Source organism: Rothia terrae, from assembly GCF_014705925.2.
GTDB lineage: Bacteria > Actinomycetota > Actinomycetes > Actinomycetales > Micrococcaceae > Rothia > Rothia terrae.
Genome location: NZ_CP061539.1, coordinates 1183643 through 1201642, shown reverse-complemented (window position 1 = coordinate 1201642; position 18000 = coordinate 1183643). Strand labels below are relative to the sequence as shown.

The following is an 18000-nucleotide window of genomic DNA, read 5'->3' as shown; positions in this document are numbered from 1 at the left end:
CGCACAATAATTGCGAGGGCACTACATTTTAGGAGGTGAAGACGTGCCCTACACAGGAATAGATATTTCCAATTACCAAGCAGGACTGCCACAGCCGGTCATAGCGCAAGCAGATGTTGTCATCATCAAGGCAACAGAGGGTAACACTTTCCGTGACCCGCACACCGCTGACCTTTTCATGAAAGCCCTACGCGAGGGCAAAAAGATCGGCGTGTACCATTTCGCGCGCCCCGGCACCACAGCCGCGGCACAGGCTCAATACATGCTGGACTACATGACAGAGCTACAACTAACCCCCGACTTCTACGTGCTGGACTTTGAGGACGAGACGCAGACCCACGATGAGGCGTGGGCTAAAGCATTCCTTGATTACACCGCTGAAGTCTCTGGGCTACCGGTGTGGTTCTACTGCTATGTAGCACCGCTGAAAGCCTATAAATACAAATCAATTCGACCGCACTACAAATTCTGGCTAGCAGGCTACTACCTCGGGTATAACCCCATTTTCGGATTTACACCGCCGATGAGCCTGGATGAGTACATTCTGTTCAACGACGTGAACACCGTCGGTATTGATTTCGCCGGCTGGCAGTACACCCCCGTGGGTAGACTGCCGGGGTGGGATGCCGACCTTGATTTGAATTTCTTCTTCGATGACGCCTTCAATGAGATGGTCGGGGCTATTACCCCGGCACCGGTTGCACTCGCGCAACTGGAATACCCGGTAGATGTCAATACGCGAATCTCTCAGGATTTCGCGCAGTCAGGTACGAACTTCAATCTCGCAACTGGTGGTCATACTGGGCGTGATTACGCCGTGAACATTGACACCCCGGTGGAGGTGGTAGCGCCGGGGACCGTTCTGTGGGCTGATTGGGCCTCCAACCTGCCCGGTGATGATTCTACTGCCGGGTGGGAATCCCGTTGGCTCGTGCATAAATCATTCGCAGGTGTCACTGTGGTGGTTGACCACGGCTCATATTTGAGCCTGTACGCGCATCTGAATTTCACACCGATGAATGTGGGTGACGCGGTTGAGAAGGGCGACGTTATCGGTTATTCCGGAAATACTGGCTCGGCAACGACGGGGCCGCACTTGCATTGGGAAATCGTGCCTAAGCCTTTTGCATGGTGGACGAATGGCTATTACGGTCGCGTGTCGCCCGGTGCATTTGTGGAGGCGTCGAATAAAGAAATTGAGCGCGTAGCAAAAGCTGCGGGCATTAGCATTGAAAAAGATTTCTTGGAGGAAATCATGGCGCTGTATAACAGCAAAGAAGAATTTGAAGCCGCGCTGCGCAAGAATATCGCGCAGCCTATCCTTGATGAACTTACCCCCGGCAAGGCTGGTGTGAAGAACGCAGGAAATGTGTTCATCATGCTTTACAACATCGCCGGGCATTTGGAGGAGTTTAAAAATCTGTTCATGCCGGGTAAGGCGGGTGTGCGCTATGAAGGCGGTATGCGCTCGCTAGTTCGTTCTATTGTGGAGGGTAAGAAGTAAAGTGGAAGAGCAGTACAAAGACACGATCAGCCCAGCCGCTCGCAAGGCTATCTATTGGGTTTATTTCGCTGTCACTTTGGTTGTTGGTTCGTGCCAAGCGTATGTGGCTGCTATTGGCGCGGCTCAACCTAATTGGATTACCGGCGCTCTTGCGGTACTTGCTTACGCGGGTGCGATGCTTGGTTTGCAGGCGGCGGTGTTTACCCCTAAGACCCCGGTTTCGGCGGTGAAGCCGGTTGATGATGGTGTGGCGACTATTGAGCCAGTGGATGCAACGACCATTGTTGAAGAGAACCAGCAAGATATGAGTGGCGGTTTCGAGCCGATTCCGTTGGATTCTTCTGGTCGTGTGGCTAGCACCAGCTAATTTGAGTCTGTGTAAGTCTCATTTACCCCCCTACCTGCTTCGGCGGGTAGGGGGGGCTTTTTAGTCCAGAAGATCCGCAGCCGTTGCGTCGTCGGTCGTCATTAGGTGTCCGTACTTATCCACCGTGGTCTTAATGCTCGAGTGCCCAAGGCGCCGTGATACTAGGTGCATGGGGACGCCGGCGCGAAGTAGTGCGCTCGCGTGAGAGTGGCGTAGGTCGTGGATACGGGGACTACTGGTAATTCCTGCTGCTTTGAGTGAGGTGGTCCATGCTTGGTCGCGGAATATCCAATGGGGTATGAAGCGACCGTTGATAGTGAATAGGAAGTCATCTGCTGCCACCCCTGTGAGGTATGGACGCAAAGCTGCTGAGCTGCTTCTGGAGAGAGTCACTGCACGGCGTGATTGACGAGTCTTCGGCTCCCCTAAATACATGGAATCTTTCGTGCCAGTCCCCTTCCATGCTCGACGCACCTGCAGGACAAGGCGACCATCGTCGTCCGTAGATAAGTCCTTACCCTGTAGAGCAGTAGCTTCTCCATAGCGTAATCCTGTATTGGCTAGAAGAATCATCAGTCCTTTAAAGATCTTTGGGGTATGCTCGATGATTTGCTCTAGCTCAAACTTGCTGAGGAAAACGGCTTCAAATTCTGCACCGGTAAAGATTGGCTTAGGAGGCTTTACCCCGTAGGCTACGTTGGTGTTGAGATTCCCTTCCCGTACCGCGGTGTTCAAGGAACTACTGAGGACAGCGTGGATATTCTTGGCGGTCTTAGGTGAGACTTCTAGTCCGTTGATCCAGCCTACGACGTCCGCGCGTGTTAGGTGCTGGGCGCGCACCTCCCCCAATGCTGGGTAGATATGTTTGCGGGCCATTGCATAGTTCTTGGCCAGCGTCGCCTTCTCCACGCCATCAAGCTGCGCTAGGTGTTCTTCAATGACTTGCTGAACAGTTTGACCGTCACCTTCGCGTTTATTGACATAGTCGATGACTTTGCTGAGCTGATGGCCGTTGGCTTCAAGGTCTGCGATGAATTGTTCTGCAGCTTGTTTCGTATCGAATGGGTGAGAAGTTTGCTTCTTAGACTCTGGATCTCGCCAAATCGCTACGTAGCGAGTGATACCGTTCTTGAGTTTTCTTTCTCGGAGGCTTGCCATTTTAGGACTCCTGGGGACTAAAAACGCTCCCCGCGTCAACGAAATATCAACATGAGGAGCGTTTAGCCTAGTCAAAGAGTGGAGATAAGGGGACTCGAACCCCTGACCCCTTGCATGCCATGCAAGTGCGCTACCAGCTGCGCCATATCCCCGTATTCAGTTGAGTCGCATCCTGCAAGAGACGACTCAACTATATTAACCATCACAGGCGGGCAAACGCAAATTGAAAACGCTCGCCGCGCCGAAAGGGGTTTTCTAGCGGTCTTCGCCCACCAGATCGTCATCGGTAATGATAGCTTCTGCTTCTTCTTCACTTTCAGCATCTGCTACGGGAGCTTCATTCTCAACACCGAGCTCAATGCGCGGAGCCTCAGCCCACAGACGATCCAATGCGTAGAACGCACGGTCTTCTTCGTGCTGAACGTGCACTACGATGTCGCCGAAGTCCAGCAGAATCCAGCGTCCGGATGCGCGTCCCTCACGGCTGATGGGCTTGAGGCTCAACTTTTCGCGAAGAGCGTCCTCAATCTCATCAGAAATAGCGTTTACGAGACGCTCGTTGTGCGCACTCACTACCAGGAAGCCATCAATCAGGCCCATAAGATCCGATGCGTCAACAGCCAACAGGTTGGTGCCCTGTTTTTCTTCGGCCGCTACAGCAGCAACCTTAAGTGCTTCAATTGATTCTTTAGCCGCAGCCATAGATTCCTTTCAAAAAATTTTCTTATCTTCTTCACCTGCACATCAGCGCGGGTGTAAGAAGGTACTTAGCCATTATTCATGAAAAAGTAGGTACCAAAAATAATGAGCGCCATGATAATCAGCACAAGGGGCAACCACACGGCTGAGGTGCTCTTTTGAGCGGCAGTCGTGGAGCTATCCGATGATGCCACGTCGGTTGAATCTTGTACATAACCAGAAGGTGTCGCGGACTCATCTGCGAGCTGCTGGTTCTCCTTCGCTCCTGATGCCAAGCTACCGATCTGAGCTACATCGAACTGGGACTGAGCTACGGCTTCTTCATGAACGACCTCAGAGCGTTCAGAACTGGCCGCGGCGTCCTGATCGTCCTGTGGCTCAGTTGCCTCATAACTCTCTTCACCGCGCAAATCCTCAAATTCTTGCGAATCCCCCACCGCGGTTGAGTCAACGTCTACATCCTCAAACGAGTCGTGCTCTTGAATAGGTGCATCTTCTCGCCCTTGAGCGTCCTCACCCAACAGTTCATCATCGGTAAACTCCGAGAACTCAGAAGCAACAGGAGTCAAATCAAGACCCTGCGCCGATAGCGCACTCACGGTCTCGGGAGTGTACTCTTCAACCGGCGCGTCCTGCTCTTCATCTGAGAGTGCAGAATCAGTAACTTCTACAACCTCGGTTTCGTGCACACCCTCATCAACAGCTGGCTCACTAGCGGCAGCAGAGAAATCCTCAGGCTCCCCCGCATCTACCAGCTCATCGCTCTCAAGAGGCGAGATGATCTCAGCGCTCGCGTCCTCACCATCGTGCTGAGTTAGCGGATCAGAGACAACAACCTCAGTCTCATGCACCTGATCATCAGCATCCACGGCGGCAGGCCCGGTCTCCACCTCATCATCGAAGACAAGCGATGAATCATCGAGACCCACCAGCGTAGGATCGCTCTGCGCAACAGTAGATTTTGCTGTGCCATTGCCCTGCACCTTGTTCAAAGTGCTCTCATCCGAGGCGGCAGATTCTATTGACCCCTGCGCGGCGAGCGCCGATAGACGCTGGTGGGCTGCGGCTGATTCGGCGTTGACAGACTCATCGTCTTCCAGTGCTCCCATGTATGCCACGGGTTCATCTGGCAGCTGCTCACCGTTTTTGAGGGCGCGCAAGTACTCAGCTGCGTCGGTGCGGTAACGGGTGAGACGACGCGGGCCCATGGGACGCGTCGGAGGGGGAACTACGATGTCGTCCTCAGTGGTGAACGGTTCGTAGAGGTAGGCCTCTGATTCGTCATAGGACGTGTTCTGATCTTTGTTCTCAGTCACCGGAATCCTTTGTTGGTGAGCGGGGGTTTATGTAAATTCTAGTCTGTGGGTGCGCTGGACGGAATACGTCGTGTGCAGAGTTATTCGGTGTCTCTTGTCTCGGGGGCAGGTAGTCCGTTGCTGTAGAGGTGCCCGTCCCCTGTCTCATCGCAGCGGGTGTAGAGGTCGTACTTGTTGATGTACTGCACTACGCCATCGGGTACGAGGTACCACACGGGCATTCCTTCGGCGGCGCGGTCGCGTACGTCTGTGGAGGATATTGCGAGCGCGGGAACTTCGAGCAAAGCGGCTTTGGAGGTGTTAGCGATGGGTGGCAGCTCAAGCTCGTGGCCGGGGCGGGTAACACCCACAAAGTAGGCGAGTTCCCAGAGTTTGTCTGCGTCTTTCCATGTCATGATTTGGCTCATGGCATCGGCGCCGGTGATGAAGAACAGGTCGGCGTTGGGGCGTTGTTCGCTCAGATCTTTGAGGGTGTCGATGGTGTAGGTGAGTCCCCCGCGGTCAATATCGACGCGGCTGACGGTGAATTGCGGGTTGGATGCTGTTGCCACCACCGTCATGAGGTAGCGGTGTTCGGCATCCGTTACAACTCGTGCTCCTGCCTTTTGCCAGGGTTTGCCGGTGGGCACGAACACAACTTCATCGAGATCCAGCACGGCGGCGACTTCGCTTGCCGCTACGAGGTGGCCGTGGTGGATGGGGTCGAAGGTACCACCCATGACGCCTAGCCGGATGCGTCCTTCAACGCGCGGTGGAAGGTTCAGGGAGTGGATAGTTGAGCGGGGCTGCGGATTCACAATTCTCCGAAAACAAATAGGTTAATTCAACAAAGTTCGGCGCGACCCTATACGAAATATTCGCTATAAAGTCGCGCCGAACCTGAGGTCTGTAGCGGTGAGCTTAGACGTGGTGCTTGCCCTGGTATGAGCGGATTGCTACCTGCTCATCGCGGTCCAGGCGGTCGGTTGCGGTGTGCGAGCGCACGATACCGCGACCTGAGAATGAGATGGTGACAAGGAGCATCGCCAGGAAGCCGACAGCGAAAAGGATGCCGAACCAGAAGGTGGGGATGCCGAAGAGCATGCGCTCGTGAGCACCTTCTTCAGCGGCTACGGTGCCCGCTGCAAGAATGAGTGAGTTGATCATGTGTCCTCCAGGAATAATCACGATGGTGTGCGTGTGAAACTACAAGCAATGCTACCGGGTTTTGAGTGGTTTTTCTGTAAAGCTCGTGAGGTGTTTGTGTGAGACTTTAGGCGCGTGCTTGCCAGTTTCCGCGCATAATCCATTTGGTGGTGGTGAGCTGCTCTAGACCCATGGGGCCGCGGGCGTGAAGTTTTTGTGTTGAGATGCCGACTTCTGCGCCGAGTCCGAGCTGGCCGCCGTCGGTGAATCTGGTGGATGCGTTGATGTAGACCGCTGCGGAGTCGACGGTGCGGATGAACGTTTCGGCGTGGGCGAGGTTGTTGGTCAAGATCGCCTCGGAGTGCCCGGTGGAGTACTTGCCGATGTGGTTGAGGGCTTCATCAAGTGATGCGACGGTTTTGACGGCCAGATCGAGCGAGCCGTATTCGGTGGCCCAGTCTTCGTCGGTGGCGTCGACTGCCTCTACGCCTCCGGGAAGGTTTTCGCGGGTTGCCGCGTCCACGTGCAAGGTTACTCCGGCATCGTTGAGGGCTTGAAGGACGCGAGGGGTAGCCTCTGCGCCCTGCGCTAAGATCAGAGTTTCGACGGTGTTGCAGGTACCCGGGCGCTGGGTCTTTGCGTTCACTAAAATCTTGGCTGAGCCCTCAACATCTGCTGTGACGTCAACGAAGATGTGGCAGTTGCCCTCGCCTGTCTCAATGACTGGCACACGAGCGTTGTTCACCACTGACTGAATCAGCTGGCGGCCACCGCGGGGAATGAGCACATCGATGTACCCGCGCGCGACCATTAGAGCGTTCGCGCCGCCGCGTCCAAATTCATCGACGCTTTGCACAGTATCCATGGGCAAAGAGTTCTTATCCAGTGCATGACGGATGATGCCCACAATCGTCTCGTTGGTCTTCGCGGCCGCTGAGCCACCGCGCAACATCACCGTATTACCTGATTTGATGGCAAGACCAGCGATATCAACAGTCACATTCGGGCGAGCCTCATAAATTGCGCCGATGACGCCCATTGGTACGCGCACCTGAGTCATGTGCAAACCGTTATCCAAGGTTGCACCGCGCACAACCTCACCCACCGGATCAGGTAAGGCAGCTAGCTCTCGCAAAGAATTCGCCAGCTCCCCCACGCGGTGAGCATTGAGCATTAGCCGGTCAAGCATCGCTTCGCTCATACCGCCTGCGCGCTCGCGTTCAAGGTCTTCGGCATTAGAACGCACGATAATATCTGCCTTGTGCTCAAGGTCCTTTGCAATAGCTTCCAGCGCGTTGTTTTTCCAGCGGGTGTCAGCCTTCGCTAGAATCCGAGAAGCTACTCGGGCGTCATACGCCATATCGGTAACCTTCTTGAGCACATCTGCAGGAACACTCACGTTAGCAGTCGTTGAACTCATCGTTATCGCTTTCTCCCAAAACTCATTCCTGTGATTCACAATACAACCTGTATTCTTCTAGTGCTAGCGGCGAATTAAAGCGATATTGTCAGCATGCACCAGCGTGCCATCATTTTCATCACCCAAAATCTGCACAATCTCCTCGGTATGCAAACCCACCATTTTCTGCGCCGCGGCTGCATCGTACGAGCTCAAACCGTGAGCGACCACCGTACCGTCCTCATCGATGATCTCCACTGGATCGTTAGCCTCAAAATTTCCATGCACCGCCACAACACCGGCAGCCAACAAAGAATTACGACGCGTCAACGCCGCTGCCGCCCCGCGATCGACCGTAATCGTGCCGCGAATATCGGCCAGATGCTCCAACCACAGCATATTCACCGCACGACGCTGACCGGTCGCATAAAACCAGGTTCCAACATCCTCACCGGCCAAGGCCTCGCGAGCCTTCGCCGCCGACGTCACCAACGCCGGGATGCCGCTGGCCGCAGCAATCTGAGCCGCCTTCACCTTGGTGACCATTCCGCCAGAGCCCACACCTGCACTCCCCACAGAACCGATGCTCAACCCCGCCAAGTCCTGAGCGCCGCGTACGTGAGTTACTCGCTCACCGCCCTCATCAGGATGCCTGGTGTATAGCGCATCAACATCAGAAAGCAACAACAAGACATCAGCTTTCACCGCGTGAGCCACCAACGCCGCAATACGATCGTTATCCCCAAATTTCAGCTCGGCAGTAGCCACCGCATCGTTCTCATTGACAATAGGCGTCACACCCAAATCAAGCAGACGCTCCAGCTGACGATGCACGTTGGTATACCTATCGCGCGCAATCAGATCCTGCACCGTCAACAACACCTGCGAAACAGTCACACCGTACCTGGCAAAAATATCCGTATAGCGCGTCATCAACAGGGACTGACCCACCGACGCAGCCGCCTGAGCAGTCGCCAAATCCTTAGGACGGCGCTTCAAACCTAAAGGCGCCAAACCGGCAGCAATCGCACCCGAAGAAACAAAAACCAGCTCCACATTCTGATGAGCCCGCTTAAACTTCGCCAACACATCAGAAATCGTGGCAATCGCCAGCTCATCCAACGAATTTTCAATGGACGTCAACGATGAAGACCCAACCTTCACCACAACGCGCATCGCACGAGGAATATCAGCGCGCTCCACCACAGCACCACGCTGCACCTTGCTACCGAACTGATCATTCATCCGCGGCTCCGTCCCGTCTTCACGTACAACAAATAACTACCGTCACGCCTTCGGCATAACGGTAGTTATTCTACAGATAAATATTAAGTTCTACTTAAGAGTTGCCGCGCTCGCGTTCACGACGCTTCGCATCAACAGACTCAGTCCAAATACCCGCCTTGCGCTCAGCCTCAAGCTCCTCACGAGCAGCAGTCTTAGCGTCCATACGCTCCTTGTACTCGGCACGCTTTTCGGCGCGAGTGGGGCGAATAATCTCTTCAAGACGAGAGTCAGTACCGCGCGGCGACGTCAGAAGCTCAGCGCCACCCACCATGGTGGGCTCCCAGTCGAAGACCACAGCGTCGGTTTCTTCACCGATCACCACGGCATCGCCGGCGCGAGCACCCATCTTAAATAGTTCATCTTCAACGCCCAAGCGGTTCAGACGATCCGCCAGGTAACCAACTGCCTCATCGTTATTGAAGTCGGTCTGCATAATCCAACGCTCGGGCTTTTCGCCAATCACGCGGAACAACGGCTCAAGATTTCGTTCTTCCTTACGGATAATGAATTCTTGCTTCTTCTTACCGCGCATTGCCTTGGGCTTGATAACCTCAACCTCGACCTTGGGAGCTTCAGCTTCGCGCTTAGCCTGCTCAGCGCGGTCCTCAGCCACCAGCTCAGCCATCGCAAAGCTCAGCTGACGCAGACCCTCGTGAGACGCCGTTGAAATCTCAAAAACGCGCAAACCGCGCTCTTCGAACATGGGACGCACAAAATCTGCAAGTTCGCGTGCCTCAGGAACATCGATCTTATTGAGGATAATCAGCTGAGGACGCTCGTGCAAAGGCACGGTCACACCGGCGGTGGGGTCTACCTCGTAGTTGGACAGCTCGTTCGCGATAATCTCGTAATCGGTAATCGGATCACGGTTAGGCTCAAGAGTTGCACAGTCAATCACGTGAGCAATAGCAGAGCTACGTTCCACGTGACGCAAGAACTGGTGGCCCAAGCCCTTACCTTCTGACGCGCCTTCAATCAGACCGGGGACATCCGCCACAGTGAAGCGGGTATCGCCAGCCTGCACCACGCCAAGGTTGGGAACCAGCGTCGTAAAGGGGTAATCGGCGATCTTGGGACGAGCAGCCGACAGAGCCGCAATCAGCGAGGACTTACCTGCTGAGGGGTAACCCACCAGAGCAACATCCGCAATGGACTTGACCTCAAGCACAACATCGCGTTCATCGCCAGGAGTGCCCAACAGCGCAAAACCGGGAGCCTTACGCTTGGTGGACGCCAAAGCAGCGTTACCGAGACCACCGTAACCGCCCTGGGCTGCCAGGTATTCATCACCAATGTTCACCAAATCGGCAAGAACATTGCCCTCACGGTCTTTAACCACGGTTCCCTCAGGCACTGAAAGAATCAGATCCTCGCCGTGGAAACCATGATGCATATCGCCGCGTCCAATATCACCGTTCGGTGCATGCTGATGCGGGCTGTGGTGGTATTCGAGCAAAGTGGTGGTCTGGCCGTCCACACGCAACACTACGTTGCCGCCATTACCGCCGTTACCACCATTGGGGCCGCCCAGCGGCTTAAACTTCTCACGGCGCACAGACACACAACCGTGCCCGCCGTGCCCACCAGAAATGTGCAACACGACGCGATCAACAAAGCTTGCCATACCGGGCGTATCTCCTTTAGAAATCTTTACTTCACGTTTACTTCGCCACTCAAGTGGACGGGAAAGAATGGGTATAACCCATTAAAGCGAAAGAGGGCTCGCACGTACAGATGTGCTCACCCTCTTTAGCGGTTTGCTACTGAGAAAAATTACTCAGCGGTTGCAAGAATGTTGACAACCTTGCGACCCTTACGAGTACCGAACTCGACCTGACCTGCTGCCAAAGCGAACAGGGTGTCGTCGCCACCGCGACCAACATTGTTGCCGGGGTGGAAGTGGGTGCCGCGCTGACGTACGAGGATCTCGCCTGCGTTAACAGTCTGACCGCCGTAGCGCTTAACACCGAGGTACTGGGGGTTAGAGTCACGGCCGTTGCGGGTGGAGCTTGCGCCCTTCTTATGTGCCATTTGTGCCTACCTTAGGTAAAAAATTGAATTAAAACTGATTCTAGACCGAAATTACGCGTTGATCGAGGTGATCTTAACGTTGGTCAGTTCTGCGCGGAAACCCTGACGCTTCTTGTAACCAGTCTTGTTCTTGTACTTCTGAATAACGATCTTGGGACCGCGGAGGTCTTCGATCTTTTCAGCAGTTACCTTTGCAGAAGCCAGTGACTTAGCGTCTGCAGTAACCTTGTCGCCATCAACCAGCAACAGAACGGGCAGCTCAATGCTGTCGCCTGCTTCGCCAGCTACGCGATCAAGGGTAACGATGTCTCCAACGGAGACCTTTTCCTGGCGGCCACCAGCGCGAACAATTGCGTAGGACACTTGGGAACTCAATTCTCTTGACGTCTTTTTTAACAATGAGGATAAAGCGTTTTTACTGCGTACCAAAACGTGTACGGTTTGAGCCCTATCAAAGCGTTAGCTTTGACTTTCTCAAACTGCTTTTCAGGAGGTAATAACGCTCTCCTTACGGCTGAGCTTCCACCGTTCACAGAACGGTTTGTGCTCCACTGAACCCACGCTAACGTTTGCTTGTGAGAACAGCACCAGCACACTAGATTACGGGATGCTCGCCTATCGGGCAAGTAATCCCTGCTTCAACCCACCGGTTTTGCCTGGTTTGTGGGCAAAGACTCACTACGTCAGCCCCCCCCGCTGATGATGCCACATTAACGCTAAAGCGTCCCGCACCTACTCAGGTACGGGACGCTGTGGAGCTAAAGGCTACTTACCTTCGCGTTTGATCTCATCGGCTGCCACACCGACACCGAGCATAACCGGCGCCGAAACTTCTGCCGTCGGCTTGGTATCTGCGGTCACCTGGGCTGTTACCGATGAGCCCTGAGTTGCCTCAGACTTCACCTCGGCTACTTTAATTTCAACACCGGCACCAGCACTGGTTGCTCGACGCGAACGACGCTTGGGCTTAGCGGGTGTCTGAACTGCCTGGGTTGCGGTTGCAGCTGCCTGAGTGGATGACTCCACCTGGGACTCTTCTTCAACTTTCCCCGGGGTTGCTACACCGGTGACACCTTCAGTAACAGGCGCGTCCTGCGGCTGAACGTAGGCAGGAGCAGATGATTGTGAGCTAGCGCGTCGATTACGGCGCTTCTTACCTTCGGATGAGGAACGTGACTCACGCGCATCATCCTTGGAGCCCTTGCCCTTACCGCCGTTGCCATCACGCTCTGCCTGATCGTACTGGCGTCCTGCCTTCTGCGATGCTCGCGCACGAGCCTCACCGGCGCGGATAGCCTCAAAACGATCAGAGTTCTGAGTAAAGCGATCATCAACCTCGGGATCAACCGACGCGTCTGAACTCTCGTTCAAAGCCTCAGCACGAATCTCACGACGCTGCTTCTTACGAGCGGGCTTATCGCCCTTCTTCTCGAAGACCTGAGCCAATGACTCGAGAGTGAAATCGCCCTGCTCACCCTCGGTGATTTCGTCATCTGATTTATTGCCCTGAGGCAGCTCAATGACTTCATCACCAATGGTCAGCACGTTCTCTGCAGTAACCTGTGATTCGGCAGCAAGAGCCTCCTGCTCCTGGCGGCGGTTGTTCTTGCGACGCTTACGCTTGCGAGCTGACTTGGACTCAGTGACCTGCTCTTCTTCATCGTGGTGCGATGATGCGGCAACGATGTTAGCAAGTGCCGCGCGTCGTGCCTCATTACGCTGCTGATCCTGCGGATTGTCAGTCTCATCGTGATGCTGCGAACGGTTCTGGTGAGCCTTATAGTTGCGGAAGCGCTTGCGGTCTTCACGATCATGACGATGCATGAAATCGGTGGTGCCGCCACTACGACCCTTCAGCGGCTGATCGTGTACGAGGATGCCTCGACCAGCACACGCTTCACAGGATTCTGAGAAGACTTCCAGAAGACCTGTGCCCATGCGCTTGCGCGTCATCTGTACCAGACCCAGCGAGGTCACTTCAGCGACCTGATGCTTGGTGCGGTCGCGTCCCAGGCACTCCACCAGGCGGCGCAGGACGAGGTCGCGGTTTGACTCGAGCACCATATCGATGAAGTCGATAACGACGATGCCACCGATATCGCGCAGACGCAACTGACGAACAATTTCCTCTGCCGCTTCCAGGTTGTTCTTGGTGACAGTTTCTTCAAGGTTGCCGCCGCTACCGGTGAACTTACCGGTGTTGACATCAACAACCGTCATTGCCTCGGTGCGGTCAATGACCAGTGAACCACCTGAGGGCAGGTATACCTTGCGATCAAGAGCCTTGTGCAGCTGTTCTTCAACGCGGTAGTGGTCAAAGAGGTCATCGTTACCTTCCCAGCGCTGCAGACGATCAACGAGGTCAGGCGCAACATAGGTAACGTAAGCTTCGATAGAATCCCAGGCGTGTGAACCCTGCACCACCATCGAGGAGAAGTCTTCATTGAAGACATCACGAACAGTCTTAATAGTGAGATCCGGCTCCTGGTACAGCATCTCGGGGGCAAGCACCTTATTAGAAGTGGACTTCTCTTGGATATCTTCCCACTGCACGCGCAGACGGTTGATATCGTTCGTCAGCTCTTCTTCAGATGCACCCTCAGCAGCGGTACGCACAATAACACCTGCGCCCTCGGGAAGCTTATCCTTGAGAATCTTCTTCAGGCGAGCGCGCTCCACATCGGGAAGCTTACGTGAGATACCGGTCATGGAGCCACCGGGTACGTAGACCAGGTAGCGACCGGGCAGTGACACCTGGCTGGTCAGGCGAGCGCCCTTGTGACCGACAGGGTCTTTGGTGACCTGTACGAGCACGGAGTCGCCGGGCTTGAGAGCGTTTTCGATTTTGCGCGGTGCGCCGTCCAAGCCGGTGACGTCCCAGTTGACTTCACCTGCGTAAAGGACTGCGTTGCGTCCGCGTCCGATATCAACGAAGGCTGCTTCCATGGAGGGCAGAACGTTCTGCACTTTACCCAGGTAAACGTTGCCGATCAGGGAGTCCTGCTGGGTTTTGGAGACAAAGTGCTCAGCGAGTACGCCGTCTTCGAGTACGCCGATCTGAATGCGGTCGTCTTTTAGACGGACGATCATCTGGCGGTCTACGGATTCGCGGCGTGCGAGGAACTCTGCCTCGGTGATGACGTGGCGGCGGCGTCCGGTTGCCCGTGATTCGCGGCGGCGCTGTCGCTTAGCTTCGATGCGTGTTGAGCCGCGGATGCCGGCTACGCGGTTTGAGGTGTGCGAGTCTGACACGCGCGGTGCGCGAACCTTAGTGACGGTGTTCTCGGGATCATCTGCATTACCGCCGTCGATTTCCATGTCTTCTTCACCACGGCGGCGACGGCGGCGACGACGCGAGGTGACCTCGGTTTCGCCGGCGAGCTCGGCTGCTCGGCGTGCGCGACGTTCAGCGGCTTCTTTTTCTTGGCGGGCTTTGCGTTCTGCGCGTGTCTGCTCGATGACTTCTTCGAGTGCGGGTTCGTGAAAGAGTAGCGACGCGGATGCTGCGCGGGTGAGCTCAGCCAGCTTTTCTGCCTGAATTTCGCGCTGGGTTTTAGCGGTTTTCTCTGTTTCTTCGGCCTCTTCGGTTGAGTTGATGAGGTCGGCAAGCAAGAAGGCGTGCTCGTTGGCGGGGTTGGATGCGTCAACGCGCAGTTTCTGCAAAGGAGCGGGCTGGGGTTCCGCTTCAGCTGCTGAGGGCTGCTCAGCTTCGACCTGTTCGTTTTCTGACTGTGCTGGTGTAGAAGGCTGATTCTGCTCTTGCGCAGTTTCACCTTCAGATTCTGGCTGCTGAACCTGTGCATCTTTAGCATCGGTGATATCTGCGGTTTGAGCAACCAGCTGTTCACCGTTATCAGCTACCTGCTGACCCTGCGCGTCCTCAGCCTGCGCGCTACGGATCGTATGAGCAGCCGCATCCGCCTCTACAGAGGTTGTTTGCTCTGCAGCTGATTCGCCCTGCTCAGTCTTGGCGGCAGAATCAGGCTGCTCTGCGGGCACGGTAACTTCAGAAGCTACATCCTGAACCTCAACAGTACCGGTGCTCTGGGCCTTGCGGTCTGAAGACTTACGACGGGTGCGAGTGCGCTTTTTCGGCGCCTGCTCGGATTGCGTTGGTGTTGCGCTCTGCTGATCAGCCGACTCAACAGATTCGCCAACGCCCCCAAAATTATTATCAGACATATACGTATCTCCTGCCCTTTTGCGCTCCGCCCCGCACAAAAGAAGCATCTGGCGCTCAAAAAGTTCAAGCGCCGCTAACTAAAACCTAGGCTACTTCGCACATCTCGAGCCCGCATTGGAGCGAGTACCACGGGCATCTATTGCCCCGGGTGCAAAGCCGACGCGCGTACCGAGCTAGCGCATCGCGCGCCAGAACTTACAGTGAACAACCTTCGCCCCCGCCCACAATCGTCCTGGGGCGTCGTACGGTACGTTGTTCTATCGAAACAGCTTTCGTCGGGTAACTGAATCTTGCAGGCGGGCAAGAGGTTACCAGCACCTATTCTCTCATACCGTGAACTCTATTAACACCCGGTTGCGCTTTGGTACCTAAAAATTCTCCGTGAACAATCACTATGACTTCTCTATAAATTTGCCCACAAAACCGTTTGCGACCGGTGCAGTTTTCATGGAAGTGAGTACGATTGTGAATGAATTTATTTGTCCGTCATCAATTACTGCACATGAAAAAGGTAGAAATCCATGAGTGTTGCCTCAACCGAAGAAGATGGCTACATCGATTCGGAAGAATCCATTGACGTCCTGACCGAACGCACCGATCGCAGGCTCGGACCGCTGATGTTTATCACCGGCATCATTGCACTGGCAGCCTCATCCATGCTGATTTATGAGAAGCTTCAGATTCTCATGGACGCTAACCACCAGTCGGTGTGCGACCTGAATGCCCTGCTCAACTGCGGCACCGTGATGCGCCACTGGCAGGCATCAGTCTTCGGCTTCCCGAACCCTTATATCGGCCTGATTGGTTTCACCATTATTGTGACTATCGGTGCCGCTTTGATGGCTGGTGCCCGCTTTAAGAACTGGTTCTGGTGGGGTGCGCAGATCGGTGTAACTTTCGCCTTCTGCTTTATCCTGTGGCTGTGGTCGCAGACCACCTTCGTCATTAACGCTTTGTGCCTGTTCTGCATGATTGTGTGGATTATGACCATTCCCTTGTTTGTGAAGGTCACCGCCCGCAATATCGTTGCCGGTGTTATTCCTGCCCCCGCAGTACTTCGCCGCTCAGTCAGCAGCTGGTCATGGTTCACTGTCATCATGATTTACCTGCTGATATTCGGAATCATCTTCATCCGATTCTTCGATCAGATTATGTTCCTGCTGTAATTTATTCAGCACATGATCATGGGCCTGCCGAGTTCGCTCGGCAGGCCCATGAGTTTTAAGTTGTGGGCAGATGCAATGAGTCAGATTTAGTGCTGGTTGAACCAGATATCGATCTCGCGCTGAGCTGACTCCACAGAATCTGAGCCGTGCACTAGGTTTTTCTGAATATTCTCGCCCCAATCACGTCCAAAATCGCCGCGGATAGTGCCAGCGGGGGCAGTGGTGGGATCGGATGAACCCATCAATGAACGTGCGCCTTCTACCACGCGCTCACCTTCAAAGATCACGGCAACAACCGGTCCGGAGCTCATAAAGTCAACTAGCGGCTGAAAGAAGGGTTTACCTTTATGCTCCTCATAGTGCTTCTCGAGTAGCTCGTGGCTGGGAGTGAGCATCTTCAAATCTGCGATGTGGTAGCCCTTGGTTTCAAAGCGGGCGAGCACGGTGCCAATCAGGTTGCGCTCTACACCGTCTGGCTTGACCAGAATGAGGGTACGTTCAGTCATGGTTTGTCCTCTTCATTGAGATTGACTTGGTTTATCTCACTTTACTCCACTTTTTTAGTCGGCGATTTATTTCAAAATGAAAGGACGCGGGTGTTCCGCTGCCTTGCCACCGGCACACACTTGCCATGGCAGGAAAAGACGGAAACCCGCGTCCTTATGTTCACCGTCTCTCAAGCTCACCCTGAGAGCGCTGGTTAGCGGATGCGTTGCACTCCCCCGTTAGCAGTCCATTTGAGCTGAGCGCCCGATGAGAAGCTGATGGTTGCTGAGCCGTCGGCATGGGTGGTTTCATCGCTGGTAGGGTACCCCAAAGTGCGGTAATTACCGGCTTTGAACCAAAAGTTGTACAGGGCACCCTTTGAGTTCATGGTGTGAGTACCGTACGTGGGATGCCACCAGATGCCGTATTCGCGACCACCGGAGGTGCGGAAGTACTGCACTACGGCCCCGCTTTCAGAAATCTCGTCGGTGACGGGATAACCGAAACGATCTTCGCCACCTTGTGCCTGCCACTTAGTGTAAATGCCGCCGTTACCTTTCACCACGTGGGTGCCGGTGTTCGCTGACCAGTAGATGCGGTTTTGCACTCCACCTTATTGGAAGACTTGGAAAGCTCCGTAAGGGGTTACTTCTTCTTCACCTGTGGGGAAGCCAAAGGTGCCGGTGCCGCCTTCACTCGTGAAGCGTCCACCGATTGCTCCGCCTTCCCAGACCGTGTGCGGGCCAGTTGACGGTGACCAGTAAAAGGCATAGGTGCCTTTCCCGACCTTGTAAAACTTCTGCATGGCACCACCGGGAATATTGACCTCATCGAACAGAGGGTAACCGTAGGTAGATTCATAATCGCCTTGGCGGTAGGTATCACCAATCGCTCCATCGAAATCAACGGCAAAGGCACCGGTTTGAGGGCTCCAATAAATGATGTATCCATTATCGAACTGCTGACCGGCACCGCCGTCTTCTAGCGGCCATTCATCGGCAAGAGGCTCACCAAAATGAGCCTCACCACCGTGGGTTCGGAAATAGTCACCAATGGCACCGCGTAAGGTAACCTCGTAGTCATCGGCGGCGACGCGGGCAAGGTTCACCATCTGGGCAGTCGTCGTAAAACTAGGGTGTTGCTGTGGTTCTGCCTGAGCAGGTACGCCAGTGATAACTGCTGCGCCGAGGGAAAGCGCGAGCGCTCCTGCCAAAATTTTGGGGGACTTCATGTTGTATCTTTCTTGTGCTGACTCATGGTTCGTATCCATGCTGGGGAA

At 54.7% G+C, this 18000-nt stretch carries 17 protein-coding genes and 1 tRNA gene; 3 read left to right on the top strand and 15 right to left on the bottom strand.

Annotation, left to right across the window (positions count from 1 at the left end):
- The first annotated feature begins 43 nt into the window (after positions 1-43).
- Both IDM49_RS05560 and IDM49_RS05555 read left to right on the top strand, forming a co-directional pair.
- Entirely contained in the window at positions 44-1504 is a 1461-nt protein-coding gene (locus tag IDM49_RS05560) for a GH25 family lysozyme (protein ID WP_190725302.1), read from the top strand.
- A gap of 1 nt (position 1505) precedes the next feature.
- Complete coding sequence (locus IDM49_RS05555) at positions 1506-1871, top strand: hypothetical protein (RefSeq protein WP_190725301.1); 366 nt, start codon at positions 1506-1508, stop codon at positions 1869-1871.
- Between the two features lie 60 nt (positions 1872-1931).
- On the opposite strand, the gene IDM49_RS05550 is transcribed toward IDM49_RS05555, so the two are convergent.
- From IDM49_RS05550 to IDM49_RS05495, 12 genes are all read right to left on the bottom strand, one after another.
- Positions 1932-3029 carry a tyrosine-type recombinase/integrase gene (locus tag IDM49_RS05550; protein WP_190725300.1) on the bottom strand — a complete coding sequence of 366 codons (1098 nt, stop codon included), beginning with the start codon at positions 3027-3029 and terminating at the stop codon, positions 1932-1934.
- Positions 3030-3108: 79 nt separating this feature from the next.
- Positions 3109-3181: transfer RNA gene (locus IDM49_RS05545), tRNA-Ala, on the bottom strand.
- A gap of 103 nt (positions 3182-3284) precedes the next feature.
- The gene (rsfS, locus tag IDM49_RS05540; RefSeq protein ID WP_168615403.1) at positions 3285-3731 is read right to left on the bottom strand and encodes a ribosome silencing factor; all 447 of its coding nucleotides are present in this window, start codon (positions 3729-3731) and stop codon (positions 3285-3287) included.
- Between the two features lie 65 nt (positions 3732-3796).
- A complete protein-coding gene (locus IDM49_RS05535; RefSeq protein ID WP_190725299.1) occupies positions 3797-5044 on the bottom strand; it encodes a putative sodium/potassium/calcium exchanger in 1248 nt (415 codons plus the stop codon).
- Between the two features lie 80 nt (positions 5045-5124).
- Complete coding sequence (nadD, locus tag IDM49_RS05530; protein ID WP_190725298.1) at positions 5125-5841, bottom strand: nicotinate-nucleotide adenylyltransferase; 717 nt, start codon at positions 5839-5841, stop codon at positions 5125-5127.
- A 103-nt stretch (positions 5842-5944) separates the two neighbouring features.
- Entirely contained in the window at positions 5945-6190 is a 246-nt protein-coding gene (locus IDM49_RS05525) for a hypothetical protein (protein WP_210729685.1), read from the bottom strand.
- Positions 6191-6296: 106 nt separating this feature from the next.
- Positions 6297-7589: a glutamate-5-semialdehyde dehydrogenase gene (locus IDM49_RS05520; protein WP_190725297.1), complete on the bottom strand. Its 1293-nt coding sequence runs from the start codon at positions 7587-7589 to the stop codon at positions 6297-6299.
- Between the two features lie 63 nt (positions 7590-7652).
- Positions 7653-8813: a glutamate 5-kinase gene (gene proB / locus IDM49_RS05515; protein ID WP_190725296.1), complete on the bottom strand. Its 1161-nt coding sequence runs from the start codon at positions 8811-8813 to the stop codon at positions 7653-7655.
- 94 nt (positions 8814-8907) lie between these two features.
- Complete coding sequence (gene obgE / locus IDM49_RS05510; RefSeq protein ID WP_168615407.1) at positions 8908-10479, bottom strand: GTPase ObgE; 1572 nt, start codon at positions 10477-10479, stop codon at positions 8908-8910.
- A gap of 149 nt (positions 10480-10628) precedes the next feature.
- On the bottom strand, positions 10629-10886 hold the full coding sequence (gene rpmA / locus IDM49_RS05505; RefSeq protein WP_168615408.1) for a 50S ribosomal protein L27: 258 nt from the start codon (positions 10884-10886) through the stop codon (positions 10629-10631).
- Between the two features lie 51 nt (positions 10887-10937).
- A complete protein-coding gene (rplU, locus tag IDM49_RS05500; protein ID WP_168615409.1) occupies positions 10938-11249 on the bottom strand; it encodes a 50S ribosomal protein L21 in 312 nt (103 codons plus the stop codon).
- Positions 11250-11651: 402 nt separating this feature from the next.
- Positions 11652-15068, bottom strand: a complete 3417-nt coding sequence (locus IDM49_RS05495; RefSeq protein WP_190725295.1) for an Rne/Rng family ribonuclease — start codon at positions 15066-15068, stop codon at positions 11652-11654.
- Positions 15069-15590: 522 nt separating this feature from the next.
- Here IDM49_RS05495 and IDM49_RS05490 point away from each other — a divergent pair.
- Positions 15591-16235, top strand: coding sequence for a vitamin K epoxide reductase family protein (locus IDM49_RS05490; protein ID WP_168615411.1), 645 nt, complete (start codon positions 15591-15593; stop codon positions 16233-16235).
- Positions 16236-16321: 86 nt separating this feature from the next.
- Here IDM49_RS05490 and ndk read toward each other — a convergent pair whose 3' ends face one another.
- From ndk to IDM49_RS05475, 3 genes are all read right to left on the bottom strand, one after another.
- Positions 16322-16741, bottom strand: coding sequence for a nucleoside-diphosphate kinase (ndk, locus tag IDM49_RS05485; RefSeq protein WP_168615412.1), 420 nt, complete (start codon positions 16739-16741; stop codon positions 16322-16324).
- Positions 16742-16935: 194 nt separating this feature from the next.
- Entirely contained in the window at positions 16936-17328 is a 393-nt protein-coding gene (locus IDM49_RS05480; RefSeq protein ID WP_190725294.1) for an LGFP repeat-containing protein, read from the bottom strand.
- A gap of 6 nt (positions 17329-17334) precedes the next feature.
- A complete protein-coding gene (locus tag IDM49_RS05475) occupies positions 17335-17952 on the bottom strand; it encodes an LGFP repeat-containing protein (protein WP_190725293.1) in 618 nt (205 codons plus the stop codon).
- Positions 17953-18000 lie beyond the last annotated feature (48 nt).